At 66.9% G+C, this 19321-nt stretch carries 21 protein-coding genes, 1 tRNA gene and 1 pseudogene; 13 read left to right on the forward strand and 10 right to left on the reverse strand.

Annotation, left to right across the window (positions count from 1 at the left end; genetic code table 11):
* Positions 1-89 precede the first annotated feature (89 nt).
* Complete coding sequence (gene mspA / locus QGN32_RS16745) at positions 90-728, forward strand: porin MspA (RefSeq protein WP_326545438.1); 639 nt, start codon at positions 90-92, stop codon at positions 726-728.
* A 64-nt stretch (positions 729-792) separates the two neighbouring features.
* On the opposite strand, the gene mscL is transcribed toward mspA, so the two are convergent.
* The 4 genes from mscL to QGN32_RS16765 form a co-directional block, all read right to left on the reverse strand.
* A complete protein-coding gene (mscL, locus tag QGN32_RS16750) occupies positions 793-1251 on the reverse strand; it encodes a large-conductance mechanosensitive channel protein MscL (RefSeq protein WP_326545439.1) in 459 nt (152 codons plus the stop codon).
* A 93-nt stretch (positions 1252-1344) separates the two neighbouring features.
* The gene (locus QGN32_RS16755; RefSeq protein ID WP_326545440.1) at positions 1345-1995 is read right to left on the reverse strand and encodes an SAF domain-containing protein; all 651 of its coding nucleotides are present in this window, start codon (positions 1993-1995) and stop codon (positions 1345-1347) included.
* Between the two features lie 68 nt (positions 1996-2063).
* A complete protein-coding gene (locus QGN32_RS16760; RefSeq protein ID WP_326545441.1) occupies positions 2064-2420 on the reverse strand; it encodes an FmdB family zinc ribbon protein in 357 nt (118 codons plus the stop codon).
* A 58-nt stretch (positions 2421-2478) separates the two neighbouring features.
* Positions 2479-3084, reverse strand: coding sequence for a 5-formyltetrahydrofolate cyclo-ligase (locus QGN32_RS16765; protein WP_326545442.1), 606 nt, complete (start codon positions 3082-3084; stop codon positions 2479-2481).
* Between the two features lie 75 nt (positions 3085-3159).
* On the opposite strand from QGN32_RS16765, the gene QGN32_RS16770 reads away from it, so the two are divergent.
* The 5 genes from QGN32_RS16770 to QGN32_RS16790 all read left to right on the forward strand — a co-directional run bounded on the left by QGN32_RS16770 (position 3160) and on the right by QGN32_RS16790 (position 7376).
* Entirely contained in the window at positions 3160-4071 is a 912-nt protein-coding gene (locus tag QGN32_RS16770; protein WP_326545443.1) for a UTP--glucose-1-phosphate uridylyltransferase, read from the forward strand.
* Positions 4072-4098: 27 nt separating this feature from the next.
* Complete coding sequence (glp, locus tag QGN32_RS16775) at positions 4099-5358, forward strand: molybdotransferase-like divisome protein Glp (protein ID WP_326545444.1); 1260 nt, start codon at positions 4099-4101, stop codon at positions 5356-5358.
* Positions 5359-5373: 15 nt separating this feature from the next.
* Positions 5374-6027 carry a GNAT family N-acetyltransferase gene (locus QGN32_RS16780; protein WP_326545445.1) on the forward strand — a complete coding sequence of 218 codons (654 nt, stop codon included), beginning with the start codon at positions 5374-5376 and terminating at the stop codon, positions 6025-6027.
* A 222-nt stretch (positions 6028-6249) separates the two neighbouring features.
* Positions 6250-7251 carry a divisome protein SepX/GlpR gene (gene sepX / locus QGN32_RS16785; protein WP_326545446.1) on the forward strand — a complete coding sequence of 334 codons (1002 nt, stop codon included), beginning with the start codon at positions 6250-6252 and terminating at the stop codon, positions 7249-7251.
* Positions 7252-7303: 52 nt separating this feature from the next.
* A tRNA-Ala gene (locus tag QGN32_RS16790) sits at positions 7304-7376 on the forward strand.
* 28 nt (positions 7377-7404) lie between these two features.
* Here QGN32_RS16790 and QGN32_RS16795 read toward each other — a convergent pair.
* Together QGN32_RS16795 and QGN32_RS16800 are read right to left on the reverse strand one after the other, a co-directional pair.
* The gene (locus QGN32_RS16795; RefSeq protein ID WP_326545447.1) at positions 7405-8202 is read right to left on the reverse strand and encodes an SDR family oxidoreductase; all 798 of its coding nucleotides are present in this window, start codon (positions 8200-8202) and stop codon (positions 7405-7407) included.
* A 54-nt stretch (positions 8203-8256) separates the two neighbouring features.
* The gene (locus QGN32_RS16800) at positions 8257-8877 is read right to left on the reverse strand and encodes a superoxide dismutase (protein WP_326545448.1); all 621 of its coding nucleotides are present in this window, start codon (positions 8875-8877) and stop codon (positions 8257-8259) included.
* A 313-nt stretch (positions 8878-9190) separates the two neighbouring features.
* On the opposite strand from QGN32_RS16800, the gene pat reads away from it, so the two are divergent.
* Both pat and QGN32_RS16810 read left to right on the forward strand, forming a co-directional pair.
* The gene (gene pat, locus QGN32_RS16805) at positions 9191-10189 is read left to right on the forward strand and encodes an acetyltransferase Pat (RefSeq protein ID WP_326545449.1); all 999 of its coding nucleotides are present in this window, start codon (positions 9191-9193) and stop codon (positions 10187-10189) included.
* Positions 10189-10269 (forward strand): annotated as a pseudogene (locus QGN32_RS16810) (shikimate 5-dehydrogenase); the annotation flags it as partial. The gene pat and the pseudogene QGN32_RS16810, both read left to right, overlap by 1 nt.
* Before the next feature lie 26 nt (positions 10270-10295).
* On the opposite strand, the gene lpqN reads toward QGN32_RS16810, so the two are convergent.
* Entirely contained in the window at positions 10296-10991 is a 696-nt protein-coding gene (gene lpqN / locus QGN32_RS16815; RefSeq protein WP_326545450.1) for an envelope biogenesis lipoprotein LpqN, read from the reverse strand.
* A gap of 217 nt (positions 10992-11208) precedes the next feature.
* Here lpqN and QGN32_RS16820 point away from each other — a divergent pair, with 217 nt between their 5' ends.
* The 3 genes from QGN32_RS16820 (at position 11209) to QGN32_RS16830 (ending at position 14415) form a co-directional block, all read left to right on the forward strand.
* Entirely contained in the window at positions 11209-12930 is a 1722-nt protein-coding gene (locus tag QGN32_RS16820; protein WP_326545451.1) for a PE-PPE domain-containing protein, read from the forward strand.
* A gap of 217 nt (positions 12931-13147) precedes the next feature.
* On the forward strand, positions 13148-13723 hold the full coding sequence (locus QGN32_RS16825; protein ID WP_326545452.1) for a DUF5642 family protein: 576 nt from the start codon (positions 13148-13150) through the stop codon (positions 13721-13723).
* Positions 13724-13752: 29 nt separating this feature from the next.
* Positions 13753-14415, forward strand: coding sequence for a DUF5642 family protein (locus QGN32_RS16830; RefSeq protein ID WP_326545453.1), 663 nt, complete (start codon positions 13753-13755; stop codon positions 14413-14415).
* Here the strand turns inward: QGN32_RS16830 and QGN32_RS16835 are convergent.
* Both QGN32_RS16835 and soxR read right to left on the reverse strand, forming a co-directional pair.
* The gene (locus QGN32_RS16835; RefSeq protein ID WP_326545454.1) at positions 14412-15014 is read right to left on the reverse strand and encodes an alpha-ketoglutarate-dependent dioxygenase AlkB; all 603 of its coding nucleotides are present in this window, start codon (positions 15012-15014) and stop codon (positions 14412-14414) included. The genes QGN32_RS16830 and QGN32_RS16835 overlap by 4 nt on opposite strands.
* A gap of 33 nt (positions 15015-15047) precedes the next feature.
* Entirely contained in the window at positions 15048-15482 is a 435-nt protein-coding gene (soxR, locus tag QGN32_RS16840) for a redox-sensitive transcriptional activator SoxR (protein ID WP_326545455.1), read from the reverse strand.
* Between the two features lie 37 nt (positions 15483-15519).
* Between soxR and arcA the strand changes: the two genes are divergently transcribed.
* Positions 15520-16731 (forward strand): arginine deiminase, encoded by a 1212-nt coding sequence (gene arcA, locus QGN32_RS16845; RefSeq protein ID WP_326549116.1) that lies wholly within the window; start codon positions 15520-15522, stop codon positions 16729-16731.
* Positions 16732-16875: 144 nt separating this feature from the next.
* Positions 16876-17745, forward strand: a complete 870-nt coding sequence (locus QGN32_RS16850) for a putative endonuclease domain-containing protein (RefSeq protein WP_326545456.1) — start codon at positions 16876-16878, stop codon at positions 17743-17745.
* A gap of 31 nt (positions 17746-17776) precedes the next feature.
* On the opposite strand, the gene QGN32_RS16855 is transcribed toward QGN32_RS16850, so the two are convergent.
* Positions 17777-19318 (reverse strand): dolichyl-phosphate-mannose--protein mannosyltransferase, encoded by a 1542-nt coding sequence (locus QGN32_RS16855; RefSeq protein ID WP_326545457.1) that lies wholly within the window; start codon positions 19316-19318, stop codon positions 17777-17779.
* Positions 19319-19321 lie beyond the last annotated feature (3 nt).

The raw sequence follows: 19321 nt of genomic DNA on the forward strand, positions 1-19321 counted from the left end.
GTTCGCCTCGGCACCGTTATGTTCCTCGTGTCGACGCTGACAGCAGATGCGGGACCACCGTGGGCCCGCGCCGACTAGCTAGGGAGAGCATGAAGGTTTTCGGTCGGGTGCTGGTCGCGATGGTGGCGGCCATCGCGTCGTTGTTCGTGAGTACGGGCACCTCTCACGCGGGGCTGGACAACGAGTTGAGCTTGGTCGACGGCAAGGACCGGACGCTGACGATTCAGCAGTGGGACACGTTCCTCAACGGGGTGTTTCCCCTTGACCGCAACCGGTTGACGCGGGAGTGGTTCCACAGTGGGCGTGCGAAGTACACCGTGGCCGGCCCGGGCGCTGAGGAGTTCGAGGGCACGTTGGAGCTGGGGTATCAGATCGGCTTCCCGTGGTCGCTGGGGGTGGGGATCAACTTCAGCTACACCACGCCGAACGTGCTGCTCGACCAGGCGCCGCCGTTTCCGTTCGCCAGCCTCAATACCGGCTTTCTCACCACGCCGAACCTGTTTCCCGGGGTGTCGATCAGCGCCGATCTCGGCAACGGTCCGGGGATCCAGGAGGTTGCGACGTTCTCGGTCGATGTGGCGCGCGCCAATGGCGGTGTGGCGGTGTCGAATGCGCACGGCACGGTGACCGGTGCGGCCGGTGGTGTGTTGTTGCGTCCGTTCGCTCGGCTGATCTCCTCGGCCGGTGACAGTGTCACCACCTACGGCGAGCCCTGGAACATGAACTGACCAACGCTCTCCCGAGGAACAGAACAGCCCCCGGATTTTTCCGGGGGCCGTTTTGTGGTCATTGTCAGGACTTGTCGGCGCTTGTCGTCTTCGCGGTGTCGGGATCGGGGCCGGTGCCCGGACCGGCCGAGTGCGCGCCACTCGATCCGTTGGTCTCGGCGAGGATGTTGCGGATCTCGGTCAGCAGGGTCAGCTCGGTGTCCTGGGCCTGTTCGACCTCGCCCTTCTTGCGCAGCCGGTTGTAGGGCATGACGACGAGGAAGTACACCACCGCCGCGACGAGGATGAAGTTGATGGCCGCCGACAGCAGCACGTTCAGGTCGATCGTCTGACCGCCGCCGATTCCGATGCGCAGAATGCCATAGTCGGATTCACCGCCCGCGCCGATACGGTTGATCAGCGGTTGGATGATGCTGTCGGTGAACTTGGTGACCAGCCCAGTGAACGCCGTGCCGATGACCACCGCGACCGACAGGTCGACGATGTTGCCTCGGGCGAGGAATTCTTTGAAGCCCTTCAACATTGTCTCGGATCCTCCTTGTGGTATTCGGCCGACAGTTACGCACGTTAGCCGCGTTGGAATCTGCCGGGGGCGGAAACGCCGGCACCAACAACCTCAGTGCAGCGTCAGCGTGACCGTCTGCACCAGCGTCGCGGCCGCCACCTCGTTGGCGGCATGGGCCGGCAGCGCCACCAGCACGACCCGATCCGTGCCGGCGCCTACCCCCGAGGGCTTCGCGGACACCAGCACGACGATCGCGTCGGTCGCGACAATCGTTGGCCGGGCGTCGGATTCGGGGCCGGCGGCCAGCACGTCGACAACGTCGCCCGGACGGATGAGGTCGAGCACCGCCGTTTCGTCGAGGGACAGCGGCACGATGCGTGCCATGGGACCCGCCGCCGCTTCGGCGAGCCGCGGACTCAACAGGCGCACGTCGGTGAGCGCCTCGCCGCGACGAACCGGGCCGGTCAGCGTGGTACCGAGCACCGCCTCGACATCCGACTGAATGCCATCGGGAACGGTGGCGGCACTGAGTGTTTCAATCCGGACGTCATCGGCCGTCAGCGCGCTGCCCGGGCTCAGATCGCGCGCCGCGACGACCGCGTCGATGCGCTCGTCATCGGGATCTGGGCGCAGTGCGGCGACGGCGGCAAGCACCACCAACCCGCTCGCGGCGATCCGACGGGCCAGGACCGTGCGCGTCCAGTCCGGGCGCAGCATCCCGGTCAGCCGATGGAGCGGCGACGGATTGAGCGAGTCCCCCATGCCGCCAAGTTAGGCAGCGCAGAACCGCGGTGGGCGAGATACCAACCCGCTTGTGGATAACTTGAGCGTCAGCTCGACGCGGCGGCCACCGCGGTGGAGCCGGAGTCGCTCGACGAGCCGGCGCTCGACTTCTCCGAAGAGGACTTCTCGGAAGACGACTTCTCGGAAGACGACTTCTCGGAGGACGAGCTCGACTCCGAGGTGCTGCCGGATTCACCACTGGACCCGTTGGACGAACTCTTGGCGGATTCGCGGCTGTCGGTGCGGTAGAAGCCGCTGCCCTTGAACACCACTCCGACGTTTCCGAAGAGCTTGCGCAGACGACCGTTGCACTTGTCGCAGGTGGTCAACGAGGCATCGCTGAACGCCTGAACCGCGTCGAACCGGTCGCCACACTCAGTGCACGCATACGAATAGGTAGGCACGAAACCCTCCGTGGTGGTCAAAACTATTAGCACTCTACCGGCTCAAGTGCTAGAACCGCTACGTGGCGTGCGTCATTCCCGGCCGACCGAGGGCCACCAGCCCGCGCCGCGGTGTCAGCGCGTGGGTCATCAACACGTCGTGTGGTTCGGCGGGCAACCGGTCGACGAACTCGTCGTCGCGCACGACCGCGACCACCCGCGCCGACCGCGCCGCCAGCCGCAGCGACCGGTCGTAGAAACCCGCGCCACGGCCAAGCCGCACACCGGCCCGATCGACGGCGAGCGCGGGTACCAGGAGCGTCCTGGCGACCGTGATGGTCTCTGGCGCCAGCCACGGAGGGGCGGGCTCCCGGAGCCCGAACCGCGCCTCCACCAACTCGCCCGGTGTGTACTGGCCCCACTGCAGCGGCTGCGGAATCCCGGCAGCGTCGTGCCGTGCCACCGGCAGCAGCACGCGGACACCGCGGCGGTGAAGAGAGTCGATCAGCTCGAGGGAGCCGGGTTCGGACCCGACCGGGACGTAGGCGCACACGGTCTCTCCGGCCGCGACGAGCGTCGTCGCGTGCCTGCTCAACACATTCGCCTCGGAGTCGTGTTCATGCGCGGCCAGTGCCCGGCGGGCCGTCAGAATCGCGGCGCGAAGATCCGCTTTCGTCGCGCTCACGTCATCGCTTCCCAATCGCTTCACTCACCCGGCTTCGGCAGGGCCAGCCTGCCCCTGGAGGTTAATGTGTGAACGATGACACGGCCTCTGGTACCGATCCCGTATACGGCGGTGGTTCCTGCGGCGGGGCTCGGCACCCGATTCCTGCCCGCCACCAAGACGGTGCCCAAGGAACTGCTGCCCGTTGTGGACACCCCGGGCATCGAGCTGGTCGCCGCGGAAGCGGCCGAGGGCGGCGCAAAGCGGCTGGTCATCGTCACCTCCGAGGGCAAGGACGGCGTCGTCGCGCACTTCGTCGAGGACCTCGTGCTCGAGGGCACGCTGGAGGCCCGCGGCAAGACATCGATGCTGGAGAAGGTGCGGCGCGCGCCGGCCCTGATCAAGGTCGAGTCGGTCGTGCAGGCCGAGCCGCTGGGCCTCGGCCACGCGGTCAGCTGCGTGGAACCGACGCTGGGTCCGGACGAGGACGCGATCGCGGTATTGCTGCCCGACGACCTTGTGCTCCCGACCGGCGTGCTCGAGACCATGTCGAAGGTCCGTGCCAAGCGTGGCGGCTCGGTGCTGTGTGCGATCGAGGTGCCGCGCGAAGAGATAAGCGCCTACGGCGTCTTCGATGTCGAGCCCGTCGCCGACACCAACAACCCGAACGTGCTGCGCGTCAAGGGCATGTACGAGAAGCCCAAGGCCGAGGACGCGCCGTCGCCGTACGCCGCGGCGGGCCGGTACGTGCTCGACCGGGCCATCTTCGACGCGCTGCGGCGGGTTCCGCGCGGTGCGGGCGGGGAGATCCAGTTGACCGACGCGGTCGCGTTGCTCATCAACGAGGGGCATCCCGTGCACGTGGTCGTGCACCGTGGCTCTCGACACGACCTCGGAAATCCCGGAGGCTACCTCAAGGCTGCGGTTGACTTTGCGTTGAAGCGCGATGACTACGGGCCGGAACTCCGGCAGTGGTTGGTGGAGCGATTGGGGCTGATCGACTGCTGACAGCCCTGACGCATAGATAGGGGTGCAGTGCGTTCGGTCGAGGAACAGCAGGCACGGGTTGCGGCTGCGGCGGTGGCGCCGCGGCCGGTCCGCGTGGCGATTGCCGAGGCGCAGGGCTTGATGTGCGCCGAGGAGGTCGTCACAGAGCGTCCACTGCCCGGATTCGACCAGGCCGCGATCGACGGTTATGCGGTCCGCAGTGTCGACGTCCTCGGGGTCGGCGATGACGGCGAAGGGGAAGAGGCGGCCGACGCCGAGGTAAGCCTGCCGGTGATGGGTGTCATCGAGGCGGGCGCCCGCACCCCGAGTCGCCTGCAACCGCGCCAGGCCGCGCGTGTGCAGACCGGCGCTCCGATGCCGACGCTCGCCGACGCCGTGCTCCCGCTGCGCTGGACCGACGGCGGCGATGCGCGGGTGACCGTGTTGCGCGGCGTGCGGTCGGGCGCCTATGTACGTCGGACCGGCGACGATGTTCAGCCCGGCGACGTCGCGGTGCGGGCGGGCGCAATCATCGGTCCCGCGCAGGTCGGCCTGCTGGCCGCGGTGGGCCGGGAACGCGTCTTGGTGCACCCGCGGCCGCGGCTGTCGGTGATGTGTGTGGGCGGTGAGCTGGTCGACATCTCCCGCACCCCGGGCAACGGTCAGGTCTACGACGTGAACTCCTACGCGCTGGCCGCCGCCGGCCGTGATGCCGGCGCCGAGGTGAACCGCGTCGGCATCGTCGACACCGATCCCAAACGGCTCCGGGAGGTCGTCGAGGGCCAGCTCAACCGCGCCGAAGCGGTGGTGATCGCCGGCGCGGTCGGCGGGGTGGCCGCCGAGGCGGTCCGATCGGTGCTCGCCGAACTGGGTGAGATGGAGGTGACCCGGATCGCGATGCACCCCGGTTCGGTGCAGGGGTTCGGCCAGCTCGGCCGCGAGGGCGTGCCGGTCTTCCTGCTGCCCGCCAACCCGGTCAGCGCGCTGGTGGTTTTCGAGGTGATGGTCCGGCCGCTGATCCGTCTGTCGCTGGGCAAGCGGCAGGCGCACCGTCGGATCGTGCAGGCCCGCACCCTGTCGCCGATCGAGTCGGTGGCCGGGCGGACGGGGTATCTGCGCGGTCAGCTCATGCGGGATCAGGACACCGGCGAGTACCTCGTCCAGGCTCTCGGCGGGGCGCCGGGCGCGTCGTCGCATCTGCTGGCCACTTTGGCCGAGGCGAACTGTCTGGTGGTCGTGCCGCCCGAGGCCGACCAGGTCCGTACCGGCGAGATCGTCGACGTCGCGTTTCTGGCCCAGCGCGGCTGAACTCGCGGTGTCGAGGTGAACTTGTGGCGGTCGAGTTCCGTGCATCCGGGATGGCCGGTGCCGGCCGGTCCGCTGCGGGTGGCCGCCGGTGTGGTGCGGTTGCGTCCGGTCCGGTTGCGGGACGGTGCGCAATGGAGCCGCATCCGACTGGCCGACCGTGCGCACCTCGAGCCGTGGGAACCGGCTGCCGGCGTGGACTGGGAGGCGCGGCATGCGATCATGTCGTGGCCCTCGGTGTGTTCGGGACTGCGGTCCGAGGCCCGCAAGGGCCGGATGCTGCCATACGTAATCGAATTGGACGGCCAGTTCTGCGGGCAGCTCACGATCGGCAACGTGACGCACGGCGCCCTGCGGTCGGCGTGGATCGGGTACTGGGTGGCCAAGGCGGTCAACGGCGGCGGCGTCGCGACCGCCGCGCTTGCTCTGGGGGTCGACCACTGTTTCGGACCGGTCGGATTGCATCGTGTCGAAGCGACCGTGCGCCCGGAGAACGCCGCGAGCCGTGCGGTTCTCGCGAAGGTCGGCTTCCGCGAGGAGGGGCTGCTGCGCCGATATCTCGATGTCGACGGTGCCTGGCGCGACCATCTGCTGGTGGCCATCACGACCGAGGAGCTCACCGGGTCGGCGGCCGCCGCGCTGGTGCGGCGGGGACGCGCCGCCTGGGCATAGGGCTTTAGCTTCGCCGAAATCTGCGCAAGGGCTGTCCTACGAGCGAAATCGCGACCCTGGTGCAGATTTCGCGACGCTGAAGCAGCCCCAGCTGTTACCAATGTGACATTTGTGACTGTTGGTGCTTGTCAGCAGTGAATTACAGGTGTGTAATTGTCTCGGCGCGCCGCTCACGGATGCGCAGGTCACGGACCTAGCCTCTAGGGGAAAGGAGCAGGCGACATGCCAAGCATCCCCCAGTCCCTTCTGTGGATATCCCTCGTCGTCCTCTGGCTCTTCGTGCTCGTGCCGATGCTGATCAGCAAGCGCGACACCGTGCGCCGGACCAGCGACGTCGCGCTTGCCACGCGGGTGCTCAACGGCGGCCGCAACGCGCGACTGCTGCGGCGCCACGGCCCGGCGGCGGGCCACGCCAGCGATCCGGACTGGCGCCCGTCCGAAGAGGATCTCGACGACGAGGTCGAAGAGGAACCCGTGAGCCGCGCGGTGGTGCGCTCCGCTGCCGTCGACGTCGAAGCCGGCGCTGAACCCGACTATCTCGATGTGGACGTCATCGGCGAGGACTCGGGTGCACTGCCCCTTGGGGAGTCCGATCGGCAAGCCACCGAAAACGACGAGCTGACAGTGCAATTCGACGATTCCGCGGATGAAGAGGAAATCGTCGAGGAGGCCGTCGACGAGGAAGAGGACGATCCCGACGCCGACGCGCAGGACGAGTATGAGACCGTCGACGATTCGTCCGGACTGGAGGCGCCATCGGAGGCCGACCTACGGATGGCCGACTCGCTGTCGGAAGCGCGCCGGCGCCGGTACGAGTCGAAGACGGCGGTCGCGGTGAGCGAGCGCAAGTACAGGTTCCGCAAGCGGATGCTGATGGCGATGGGCGCGCTGTTGGTGGTCACCGCCGCGGCGTCGTTCACGATGAGCTCGGCGTTGTGGTGGCTGTGCGGCGCGGTCAGCGGGATCTCCGTGCTGTACCTGGGCTACCTACGCCGCCAGACGCGGATCGAGGAGCGGTTGCGTCGCAGGCGCGCACAGCGCATCGCTCGCTCGCGGCTGGGTGTGGAGAACACCGACGACCCCGAGTTCGACGTCGTGCCGTCGCGGCTGAGGCGGCCGGGGTCGGTGGTGCTGGAAATCGACGACGAGGATCCGATCTTCGAGCATCTGGACTACGCGCCATTCGCCCGTCACTTCGATCTTCCGCGGGCGGCGGGCCAGTAGCCCGTCGGTTTTCGACGGCCGTCGGATGGCTGGTAGCCTGCTACCGGTATCAGGGGCTATGGCGCAGTTGGTAGCGCGACTCGTTCGCATCGAGTAGGTCAGGGGTTCGATTCCCCTTAGCTCCACAAAGATCCGCAGTGCCGTTTAACTCGGTCACCTGCTCGCCGTCGTCGCGAGCCCACCGTCGACCGGGATGATCGCGCCGGTCAGGTAGGCGCCCGCCCGGGTCGCCAAGAAGACCGCGATACCGGCCATGTCGTCGTCGCGGCCGATCCGGCGCAGCGGCGCCGACGCCGCGATCTCATCGCCGAAGGCTTCCAATGTTGCCGCCATCATCTTCGACGGAAATGGGCCTGGCGCAACGGCATTCACGGTGATGTGCTGCGGCCCGAGCTCGCGGGCGAGCACGCGGGTGAGCTGATGAACGGCCGCCTTGCTGGCGCTGTAGGAATACGTCGGCAACTCGGGCACCCGGATGCCGTCGACGCTACCGAGGTTGATCACCCGCGCGGGATCGTCCGCGCTGCCGGCGGCACGCAGGGCGGGAAGCAGCGCCTGCACGAGCCAGAACGGCGACTTGACGTTGAGGTCGAGCACCTTGTCCCACGCCGAATCCGGAAAGCTCTCGAGTGGTTCGCCCCATGTCGCGCCGGCGTTGTTGACGAGGATGTGCAACGGCTCGCCGCCGGTGACCTCTTCGGCCAGCCGCAGGCATTCCTCATGCCGCGAGAGGTCGGCCGGTATGGCACGCACCTCGCCGAAGGCGGACAGTGCGGCTTCGGCGCGTTCGCATGCGTCCGCCTTGCGGGAGCTGATGACCACGCTGGCGCCGGCCTGCAGCAGCCCGCGGGCCATCATCACCCCGATGCCACTGGTGCCGCCGGTGACGAGGGCTCGCTTGCCCGTGAGGTCGAAAAGCTCTGCGTGAGTGCTGAACTGATTGTCGCTCATCGGCAAGCGCCTCCGTCTCGTCCGCGGCGACGCGCCAGGCCGCCCGAATAGAGACTAGAAGATCAGTCCCGGCGCCTTGCTGGTGGCCGCGGCGTAACGGTTCTGCACGTCTTCCCAGTTCACGACGTTCCAGAACGCCTTGACGTAGTCGGTCTTCACGTTCTTGTACTGCAGGTAGTACGCGTGCTCCCACATATCGACCTGCAGCAGCGGGATGATGCCCAACGGCACATTGGCCTGCTGGTCGTACAACTGGAAGGTGAGCAGTCGCTGACCGAGGGCGTCGTAACCCAGCACCGCCCACCCGGAGCCCTGCAGACCATTGGCCGCGGCGGCGAATTGGGCCTGGAACTTGTCGAACGATCCGAACTGGTCGTCGATTGCGGCGCTCAGATCGCCGGTTGGTTTGTCGCCGCCGTTCGGCGAGAGGTTCTTCCACCAGATCGTGTGGTTGACGTGCCCGCCGAGGTGGAACGCGAGGTTCTTCTCGTTGAGGAAGATCGCGGCATGGTCGCCGTCGGCGCGCGCCTCCTCGAGCTTGGCGATCGCGTCGTTGACACCTTTGACGTAGGTGGCGTGGTGCTTGCCGTGGTGAATCTCGTTGATCTGGCCCGAAATATACGGTTCCAGGGCGCCGTAGTCGTAGTCGAGGTCAGGCAGTGTGTACACGGCCATGAACTTCCTTTCTGATGCCGTCGTCGGTGCGCAGGCGGGTTCCTCGAAGCCTATGGCCGTTGGGTAATACCTGTCTACCTGAACAGGCATTGTGGTAACCTGGCACAGGCGGGCGGCCGTGGACCACATCGATGCAGCACATCATGTAGCGACTTGTCTTCCGGCGGGTGGCGGGGCGCCACGGCCGACCCGCGCCAGCGCTGCAATATTTGCCGGCCGACTCATCTGACAGTTGCCACAAGCCGGGGGTGGCCGAACTGCAAACGAACGTCGGACCTTGCCTGCGGCGACAAGCTGCCCGTAGCCTCGTGGCGTGGCCGGCCTGACTGGAGTCCACGCCGACGAACTCACATCGCTGGAAGTTTTCGCTGGCTATGGGGCCGATGAGCTCGTCCCTCTCGCAGCCCACCTGAGTCCGCTGACCGCAGCAGCCGGGCAGGTGCTCATGCAGCAGGATGAACTCGCTGTCTCCTTTTTGCTGATCGGTTCCGGCGAGGCCGAGGTCACCCACGTCGGAACCGACGGGCACGACACCGTCGCGAAGCTGACGTCCGGAATGATCGTCGGCGAGATCGCACTGTTGCGTGAGGCCACGCGCACCGCGACCGTGGTGGCCACGCAGCCCGTTCGCGGTTGGGTCGGGGGACGCGAAGCGTTCGCCACGCTGCTCGAGATCCCGGGCATGCTCGACCGCCTGCTCAGCACCGCCCGGCAGCGCCTGGCCGCTTACGTCAACCCCATACCGATTCAACTGCGCGACGGAACGGAGCTATGCCTGCGCCCCGTACTGCCCGGCGATAATGAACGCAGTTCCAAAGGGCCCGTCGAATTCTCCAGCGAGACGCTGTACCGACGTTTTCAGTCCGTCCGCATCCCGAGCAAGTCCCTGATGCGCTATCTATACGAGGTCGACTACGACCACCACTTCGTGTGGGTGATGACCGACGGACACGACGGGCCGGTCGTCGCCGACGCCCGCTTCGTGCGCGACGAGAAGGACCTCGACGCCGCGGAGGTCGCGTTCCTCGTCGGTGACGCTTACCAGAACAAGGGCATCGGAACATTTCTCATGGGAGCACTCGCGATCGCTGCCGAATACCATGGCGTGCAGCGCTTCACCGCGCGGGTGCTCACTGACAACTATGCGATGCGCGCCATCCTCAACCGCTACGGCGCGCACTGGGAGCGCGACGATCTGGGAGTGGTCACCACGACGATCGCTGTGCCGCGGCCGGCCAATCCGCCGTTCACCGCGGATCTGACCAAACAGATCCGGGACGTGGCCTTCCAGGTCGTGCGGGCCGTCGGCTGATGCGCGTACCGCTGTCCAAGGACACTCGGCTGCGCATCTCGCTGTCAGGTCGGCCGAGCAATATCGGGACCCGCTTTTACCGCCTCCGCGGTGTCACGCGCCTGAGTCAGGGCGTGATCTTGGTCTGGTCGTCGATCACCCCGGTGGCGTCCATCAGCGCCGTCATCTGATCCTCGCGGCCGTCGGCGTTGAGTTGCAACACGAAGAGGCCGTCCTGCCCGGGGATCACGACGGTCTTCTGAGCGATCGCCCGCATGACTCCGTTCTTGGTGTAGGTGCCGCCGATTTGCACCGCCTCGAAATCGGCGAGCGTGGAGGGGGAACCTTCCTCGGGACCTTCGTACCCGGGCAGGTTCTTGATCTCTCCCGGTGCGAACTCGAGGATCTTCGCCGGGTCGACATTGCCGGTGAGTTTCGACAGCAGCGCAATGATGGTCGGGGGGTCATCGGCCACCGCAGGATCATCGGAAACAATTGCGCCGTAAGCCCATTCCGGGGTACGCGGTCCGGCATCACTCCAGCCGGGCGGGAACGGCAGGTCGATGGTGGGGGAGCCGGGGTCGCCGCGCTTGACGGGGGTCTCGACGATCCCGTTCTCGCGGATGTAGTCGACGATGGTGTAGTTCGCGCCTGCGGCCTGTGGCGACGTGGTCGGCGCGGCCGATGTGCTGGTCTCGGTTGTGGTGGCCTCTTCCGAGGTCGTCGTCGACTCGCTCTTGGTGTCCGAGTTGCAGCCCGCCAAGCCGAGACCGAGTGCCACGGCCGCGACCATGATGATGCCGGCCCTCACAGAAGTCCTCATTTGCTCCTCCGTCGGTTTGATCTGCGCCGTAGCCTACGGGCGGCGTCCGTGGTGCGCAGTGGAAAACGTGCGTAACAGCTGTAACGCGCACGAGCGCGCTCCCAAGAGAAGTTTTGCCAAGACGCCCCGGCATGCTTAGCTGTGGGCACGGCTTGTTCGGGGTACACCGGCCATGGTGGCGAGAAGGGGACGCGCGATGGGGGAGCAGGGTGGGCGAATGAAGGCGGCACTGCGTTCGCTGGGGGCGATGTGTTTGGCGGTGCTCGCGGCGGTCGCCTTGGCCGTGGCATGGACCACCGCGACCGCGGTGCAGTTGGCGGCGAGCGCACTGATCATGGGCGGGACAGACCATCCGCTGAGCACACCGCCGGATGACCCGTTCTATATCAACCAGTACTTGAGCAACGCCGTCACTGCGTTCATCAACCCGGCCGCGGACGCGCCAACGGCCGGAAGCGATCCCATCGACGGCGTGGACCGCAACGTCTATGCCGTCGTCTATCCCGCGCAGTTCTTCCCGGTGTTCGGCAGCAAGACCTTCGACACCTCCATCCGTGAGGGTGTGGGCAGCCTGGACGGATGCGTGCACGGATCGGCGTCCTGCGTCTACAACAGCGACGCCAGTTACAACGTCGACCCGACTCAGCCGACGCCGCCCCCCGCCGCGGGCGAGGACTATGTCATCTTCGGCTACTCGCAGAGCGCCGTGGTCGCGTCCTTGGTCAAGCGAAGCTTGATCGCCGACCCGAGGGATGAAGGGCAGACCTCGTTCTTCCTCCTGGCCAACCCGATGCGTCCCAACGGCGGCATCCTGGCACGTGGACTCGAAGGGTTCACGATCCCGATCCTCGGCGTGACCTTCTATGGCGCCACCCCGACGAACAGCTGCGAAGGGGAGGGGCCGTGTATGCCGACGGTCGACGTGGCGGCGCAGTACGACGGTCTCGGGGGCGACGCACCTGCCAGCCTCACCAACGTGCTGGCCATCCTCAACGCCGCCGCCGGCTATTACTACCTGCACGGTGAGCTGCAGAACGCGGATTTTGCGGGCGCGAAGTATCAGGGCCACTACGGCGATACCGACTACTACCTCTACCCGACGAAGCGGCTGCCGATCCTGATGCCGTTCGACGGTATCGTGCCGTCGCCGATCCTGACGCTTCTCGACGCACCGCTTCGCGTCCTGATCGAGGGAGCCTACGCGCGTGACGTCAACCCCGGCGTCGCGACGAAGGTGGGCTTGCTGCCGTTCAGAAATCCGATCAAGACGGCGATCAACCTGGTGAAGTCGGTTCCGACCGGCGTCGACGACGCACTCGCCGAGGTGGCGCACGACCCTGACTTCCGCCCGCTGGGCACGAAGCCGACCACCAGTCCTTTCGGTGTCGGCGGGCCTGACCTGCCGCCGCCGCCGGCCGAACAGGACGCTTCACGGATGTCGATGAGGTCGTCACCCGGGGACGACGACCTCATCGGCGAGACCATCACGGATGGCGAGGTCGGCTCCTCGGCTGACCCGCTCGCGGAGAATGTGTCGGGCGACAAGCCGCTCCGGGGTGTCGAGAACCCGACAACACCCGGCAACAAGGAAGAGACCGGCGACGAAGATGTCGTCGAAGACACCGTCGGTCAAGCGGGCGACGAGAACGCCGAAGACGACGTCCTCAACGGTAAGCCGCAGAGGGTTGGGGCCAAGCCCGGCCAGGCCAAGCCCGGCCAGGTCAGGCCCGCGCAGGTAAAGCCCGCCCTGCCCAAGTCGCCCAAGTTGCCCAAGCTGCGCGGGCCCATCAAGTTCGATTCACCGAGTCGGATGGGCCCATCGCCCGCCGGTCGGGCCGATCAGAACGTGACTGGCGGCGCTGAGCAGGTTTCGAAGCCCGACGACTCCCCCGGCGATCCTGCCGGCGGGTCCGAGGGGGAGGCCCCTGCCGCCGCCTGACCGCGGGCGACGCCCGAGCGCACGAGAATGGCGCCCCGGCCGCTGCTTGCTGCCACACTGCGAAGAGCGCGCATGACAGCCTCCCGTCTTCTGAGAGTCAAAGTTGTCCCTTGTCGATCGTCGGAAAGCCTTGAGTCGTTGCGTCGTCGTCGCCGTAATCGCGCTCCTTGCGACCTGCCCGGCCGCGTGCGGGACGGCCGAACGGGCACCGGATCAGGTGCCCTCTACCGAAGCGACGGCGACGGTCAATCCGGCTCGAATCGATCGGGCTCGCACCGCCCTGCCAACCGGATACGAGATCGCCGACCTCGACGGCCCGGTCGGACCGGTCACCGCCTGGGGGTACGGCGCGCGATGGAGTACGGATCCGCCCATCTGCGCCGTGTTGGCCGACCCCACCGCGGACGCCACGACTACCGACGGCTGGTCGGCGTCGGGACCTGGGGGGATCGTCTACGCCGTCGTCGCAGCGGCACCGGGGAAGGCCGACCCGACGGTGATCGACGAATGCCGGCGTTGGACGATCTCGGGTGGGCGCACCACGGGGACCGTCACGCTCCAACCCGCGCCGGCCATAGACGACGCGCCGACGGTCGCGATGGCCACGTCCAGCAAGACCGTCGTGGAGGGCGGCACCGAGACGCATTCGCACGCCGACACCGTCACCGCATACCTCGGTGACCACGTCGCGTTCGTCGCCGTCGTCACCGATCCCGGTTCCCCGAACCCACAACTCGGCTCGGACTTCACCGCCAACCTCATGACGGAAACGGTGTCCTGGTTACGGAGTTGAGCGCGCCTCGGCGGGTAGCCTGTCCGGCGATGTCGAAGAGGGCGGTAGTGGTGTTCGCATGCGCCGGTGTGCTCACCGCGTGCACCACCGGCCAATCGGCCGACGACCCGTCGATCGCCGACATCGCTCGGGTCAAGGATGTCCGATCGAGTTTCGGACCCGAATTCACGATCACCGATGTCGGGCCGAGCGGCATCGACCCACGACTCCTCGCCCGGCAGGAACTGCCGCAGGGAATGAGTTTCGAACCCCCCGAGTGCGCGTCGTTTGCGAATCAACAGATGCTTCCTGCAGGCGCGAAGGGCAACATGGCCGCGACCACAGCCGAGGGGCAGGGCAACCGGTTCATCGCGATCGCCGTCGAGACGTCCGAGGCCGCGTCGGTCAACGCGCCCGCCGACAACTGCCGCAAGGTCGGGTTCGCCGGCGGCGGGATGCGTGGATTGGTCGAGGTCGTCGAGGCGCCGCGGATCGAGGGGGCGCAGACACTGGGCACGCACCGTGTGGTGCAGACGACGGTGGACGGCAAGCCCCGCACCGGCGAGTTGTACAACTATCTCGCCGGTTTCGGTTCCTTCCTGGTGATCGTCACCGCCAACCCCTTGGTGCTGCCCGACAAGCCGGTCACGAAAGTGGACACGCAACGCGCCCGCGACCTGCTGGTCGAGGCGGTGCATGCGATCAAGGCTTAGCGCACATCGTGTGGGCGGAACTGGATGCTGATCCTCGGGCCGACGTGCCGTGTCGTCTTGGGTATCGCATGCTCCCAGGTGCGCTGGCACGAGCCGCCCATCACGAGCAGATCGCCGTGCGAGTGCTGCAGGCGTAGCGACTTGCCGCCGCCGCGTGGCCGCAGCGCGAAAACCCTTGTGGCGCCGAGGCCTACGATCGCGACCATGGTGTCTTCGGTGCTGCTGCGGCCGACGGTGTCGCCGTGCCAGGCCACGCTGTCGTTGCCGTCGCGGTACAGACACAGGCCTGCGGTGGTGAACGGTTCGCCGAGTTCCCCGGCGTAGACATCGTTGAGCCGACACTGGAGCGGCTTGAGCATAGCGTGCGGCGGCGGGTCGTCTTGGTTGGCAAGATTCACGAAGCAGATCAGGCGGGGGACGTCGACGATGCGGTCGTACATCGGCCTGCGTTCGGCGCGCCAGGGGACTGTCTCGGACAGCTCGTCGAACAGCGCGTCGGCGTCCTGCAGCCACCCGGATCGGAAGTCGATCCAGGCCCCGTTGCCCAGATGGCGGCGTTCGGCGTGCTCGAACAGCGAGCTCTGCAGAGCCAGCTCCATGACCGCGATCCTATCGCACAGGCGTTCGATTCGTCACAGTCTCACCGCGCCGGGGCCTCGCTCGGCAAGCACATCCCCGGGGTTGGACAGCGCGCATGTCTTCAGGCTCAGGCAGCCGCAGCCGATGCAGCCGGCCAGGTTGTCGCGCAGGCGTTGCAGGTGCAGGATGCGGTCGTCGAGATATTGGCGCCAGCCCGCCGACAGCTTCGCCCAATCCTTGCTTGTCGGGGCGTGGTCGGTGGGCAGGGTGGCCAGCGCTTCGCGGATGCGGGACAGCGGGATTCCGAGCCGCTGCGACATTCGGATGAACGCGACGCGGCGCAGCGTTTCTCGTGCGTAGCGACGCTGGTTGCCGCCGGTGCGTCTGCTGTGGATGAGACCTTCGCGTTCGTAGAAGTGCAGTGCCGAGACCGCAACGCCGCTGCGAGCGGACATCTCGCCGGGAGTCAGCTCGTGGATCAACTCCATAACATCAACCATAGTTGAGGTGCGGTTGCGGGTTACCGTGCTAGATGTGACGTTGGGCTGCGACTCCGAGGTGGGTCGACTGCGCGCAGTGATCCTGCACCGGCCAGGGGCCGAACTCCAACGGTTGACACCCCGCAACAACGATGCGCTGCTGTTCGACGGCCTGCCCTGGGTGGCCAGGGCGCAGCAGGAGCACGATGCGTTCGCGGCGCTGCTCGTCGACCGCGGTGTCGAGGTGCTGCTGCTGGCGGACCTGCTGACCGAGGCGCTGTCGCACAGTGGCGCGGCCCGAATGCACGGCATCGCAGCGGCTGTCGATCCGCGGCGGCTGGGCCTGCCGCTGGCGCAAGAGCTTTCGCAGTATCTGCGGTCGCTGGAGCCGGCGCCGCTGGCGCGGGTCCTGATGGCGGGCATGACGTTCAACGAGTTGCCGCTGTCGGGTGCCGAACTGTCGCTGGTGCGGCGGATGCACCACGGCGCCGACTTCGTCATCGATCCGCTGCCGAACCTGTTGTTCACCCGCGACTCGTCATTCTGGATCGGCCCGCGGGTGGCGATCACCTCGCTGGCGCTGCCGGCGCGGGTGCGGGAGACCTCGCTGACCGACGTGATCTATGCCCACCACCCGAGGTTCCTGGGCGTTCGGCGGGCATACGAGTCGCGGTCAGCGCCCGTCGAAGGTGGTGACGTGCTGCTGCTCGCACCCGGTGTCGTCGCGGTCGGGGTGGGGGAGCGGACCACGCCGGCGGGCGCGGAGGCGTTGGCGCGCAGCCTCTTCGACGACGGCCTCGCCGATATCGTGCTGGCCGTCCCGATCGCGCAGGGGCGGGCGCAGATGCACCTCGACACCGTGTGCACAATGGTCGACGTCGACGCGGTTGTGATGTACCCGCCGATCGTGGACTCGTTGTCGGCGTTCGCGATTCACCGCGACGGCAACGGCGGGGTGCGCATCGACGACGAGGTGCTGTTCGTGGACGCCGCCGCGACGGCGATGGGAATCGAACGCCTGCGGGTCATCGCCACGGGCCTCGACCCGGTGACGGCCGAGCGTGAACAGTGGGACGACGGCAACAACACGCTCGCGCTCGCGCCGGGTGTGGTGGTGGCCTACGAGCGCAACGTCGAAACCAATGCGCGGCTTGCCGATGCGGGGATCGAGGTACTGCCGATTCAGGCGTCGGAGCTGGGTACCGGCCGGGGCGGTCCGCGGTGCATGTCCTGCCCGGCCGGCCGCGACCCACTTTAGGCGCTTCTGTGCCGTTGCGCCCTTGCGCCCTTGCGCCCTTGCGCCCTTGCGCCGAAATAGCATTCCTGGCTGCTAATCGACGTTATCCACAGCCGCCGCTTCTCATTCGCTGAGGCGAGCGCGACTTCATACATGATCGGACGGGTGGGAGAAGCGCTGATCGGCTCGGAGGCCATCGCTGCGGGACGGATTTCGCGGGGCGATCTCCGATGGAACTACCGGACGATTTTTCCCGACGTTTATCTTCCCCGAGGTGTCGAATTGACGATGCCGGTCAAGGCGGAGGCGGCGTACCTTTGGGCACGACGTCGCGGCGTGATCACCGGTCGTGCGGCGGCGGCGCTACACGGCGCGCAATGGGTGGCCGACTCGGATCCCGTCGAACTCATTTGGACGAACAACCGCTGCCCAAGCGGCATCATCACCAGACGTGAACGCATCTCGTCGGAGGAGATCGTCATTGCGGACGGCATGGCACTCGCGACGCCGAGCCGTACCGCGTTCGATCTGGGACGCCATTTCCAGCGAACTCAAGCGGTCATTCATCTGGACGCGCTCGCACGGAAAACGGGTCTAACTGCCGACGAAGTCGTGTGGCTGGCAGGGCGGTATAGCGGTGCGCGCGGCGTTCGACGCTTCCGCGAAGCCATCGAGTTGATGGACGGCGGGGCTCAATCACCGAAGGAGAGTTGGCTGCGATTACTGCTCATCGACGCCGGATACCCGAAGCCGCACACCCAGATCCCTGTCGCCGATGACTGGGGCAATGAATTCGCCTTCTTGGACATGGGCTGGCGGGACTTGAAAATTGCCGTCGAATACGACGGTGACCAGCATCGGAAGGATCGGAAGCAGTACGTCTGGGATGAACGACGCCTCCGGAAGCTGCTACGCATCGGCTGGTTGCACGTGAAGGTCATCGCGGAGGACTGCCCAACCGACATTCTTGCCCGGGTCGAAACCGCATGGCGGATGCGCCAAAGAAGAGGTGTGGCTGTGAAATTGCCCGCATAGCAGCCCGGAATGCTATTTCGGCGCAAGGAAGTTATCGCCAGGAGGGCAGCCAGATCTGCATATTCCACGTCGACTGCGAGATCGGGATACCCGTCAAGATCGGGTACATCCACGCGAAGTTCGTCAACACCACCGCGATATAACAGCTCACCGCGATCAACCCGAGCGTCCGACGCTCGGCGTTCTGGTTCGGCTTGTGCAGGATGTCGCCGAGGATCAACGCGATCATGATCACCAGGAACGGCGCCATCGTCGCTGCGTAGAAGAAGTACATCTGACGGTCGATGTCGGCGAACCACGGCAGGAAGCCCGCGCTGTAGCCGACCAGCGCGACGGCGTAACGCCAGTCGCGCTTGACGAACGCCCGCCACAGCGCCCAGGCCAGTACCGGCACCGCGAGGAACCACATCGCCGGCGTACCGACCAGCATCACGGCCTTTACGCAGGACTGCGCGCCACACCCCGGTACGTCCTGGTTGTCGATCGCATAGAGCACCGGGCGCAGCGACATCGGCCAGGTCCACGGCTTGGACTCCCACGGGTGATGGTTGCCGTCGGCGTTGGTCAGCCCGGAGTGGAATTGGTAAGCCGAGTAGGTGTAATGCCACAGCGAGCGCAGCGCATCGGGGATCGGCAGCACGCTGTCCTGACCGATCGACTGTCCGACCTCGTGGCGGTTCACCGCCGTCTCGGAGGCGAACCACGGCGTGTATGACGCGAGGTAAACAACGAACGGAATGAGTACCAGGGCGTACAGCGACGGGCCCAGATCCCGGCGGAATGCGCCGAGCCATGGTCGCGGCACCCGATACTGTCGCCGCGCCACGATGTCGAAGGCCATCGTCATGACCCCGAAGAACGCGATGAAGTAGAGCCCCGACCACTTTGTCGCACAGGCCAACCCGAGTAGCACGCCGGCACCGAACCGCCACCACCGCACACCGAGTCGCGGTCCCCACAGCGTCTCGCCGATGCGGCCCTCCAGCAGCGCGACGTGCATACGCTCGCGCACCTGGTCGCGGTCGACGATCAGGCAGCCGAACGCGGCCACCACGAACGTCACCAGGAACCCGTCGAGCAGCGCGGTTCGCGCAGCAACGAAGCTGACCCCGTCGGCGATCACCAGCAGCCCCGCGATGCCGCCCACCAACGTCGAGCGGCTGATGCGCCGTGCGATACGCGCCACCAGCACCACCACGATCACGCCGCATACCGCGCCGGAAAACCGCCAGCCCAGCCCGTCGTAGCCGAACAGCGCTTCGCCGATCGCGATCAACTGCTTGCCGACCGGCGGGTGCACCACCAGGCCGTAGCCGGGGTTGTCCTCGACGCCGTGGTTGTGCAGCATCTGCCAGGCCTGAGGCGCGTAGTGCTTCTCGTCGAATACCGGCGTGCCGGCATCGGTCGGCGAACCGAGGTTGAGGAACCGGGTCACCGCGGCCAGCGCGGTGATGACGGCGGTCATCACCCAGCCCTGCAGGCGGTCGACCGGGCCGAAATCGGCGACCGGCACCTGCGGCGCCGGGCTGATGACCGGGACCGCGCGCGGCGCTTTGGTGGCAGGAGCGGTCACGAG

It is taken from the genome of Mycolicibacterium sp. ND9-15 (genome assembly GCF_035918395.1).
GTDB lineage: Bacteria > Actinomycetota > Actinomycetes > Mycobacteriales > Mycobacteriaceae > Mycobacterium.

Coding starts and splice junctions, on each gene's coding strand:
- mspA (WP_326545438.1), top strand. CDS start 90: ATGAAGGTTTTCGGTCGGGTGCTGGTCGCGATGGTGGCGGCCATCGCG.
- mscL (WP_326545439.1), bottom strand. CDS start 1,251: ATGTTGAAGGGCTTCAAAGAATTCCTCGCCCGAGGCAACATCGTCGAC.
- QGN32_RS16755 (WP_326545440.1), bottom strand. CDS start 1,995: ATGGGGGACTCGCTCAATCCGTCGCCGCTCCATCGGCTGACCGGGATG.
- QGN32_RS16770 (WP_326545443.1), top strand. CDS start 3,160: ATGACACGGCCTCTGGTACCGATCCCGTATACGGCGGTGGTTCCTGCG.
- sepX (WP_326545446.1), top strand. CDS start 6,250: ATGCCAAGCATCCCCCAGTCCCTTCTGTGGATATCCCTCGTCGTCCTC.
- QGN32_RS16795 (WP_326545447.1), bottom strand. CDS start 8,202: ATGAGCGACAATCAGTTCAGCACTCACGCAGAGCTTTTCGACCTCACG.
- QGN32_RS16800 (WP_326545448.1), bottom strand. CDS start 8,877: ATGGCCGTGTACACACTGCCTGACCTCGACTACGACTACGGCGCCCTG.
- lpqN (WP_326545450.1), bottom strand. CDS start 10,991: ATGAGGACTTCTGTGAGGGCCGGCATCATCATGGTCGCGGCCGTGGCA.
- QGN32_RS16820 (WP_326545451.1), top strand. CDS start 11,209: ATGAAGGCGGCACTGCGTTCGCTGGGGGCGATGTGTTTGGCGGTGCTC.
- QGN32_RS16830 (WP_326545453.1), top strand. CDS start 13,753: ATGTCGAAGAGGGCGGTAGTGGTGTTCGCATGCGCCGGTGTGCTCACC.
- QGN32_RS16835 (WP_326545454.1), bottom strand. CDS start 15,014: ATGGAGCTGGCTCTGCAGAGCTCGCTGTTCGAGCACGCCGAACGCCGC.
- soxR (WP_326545455.1), bottom strand. CDS start 15,482: ATGGAGTTGATCCACGAGCTGACTCCCGGCGAGATGTCCGCTCGCAGC.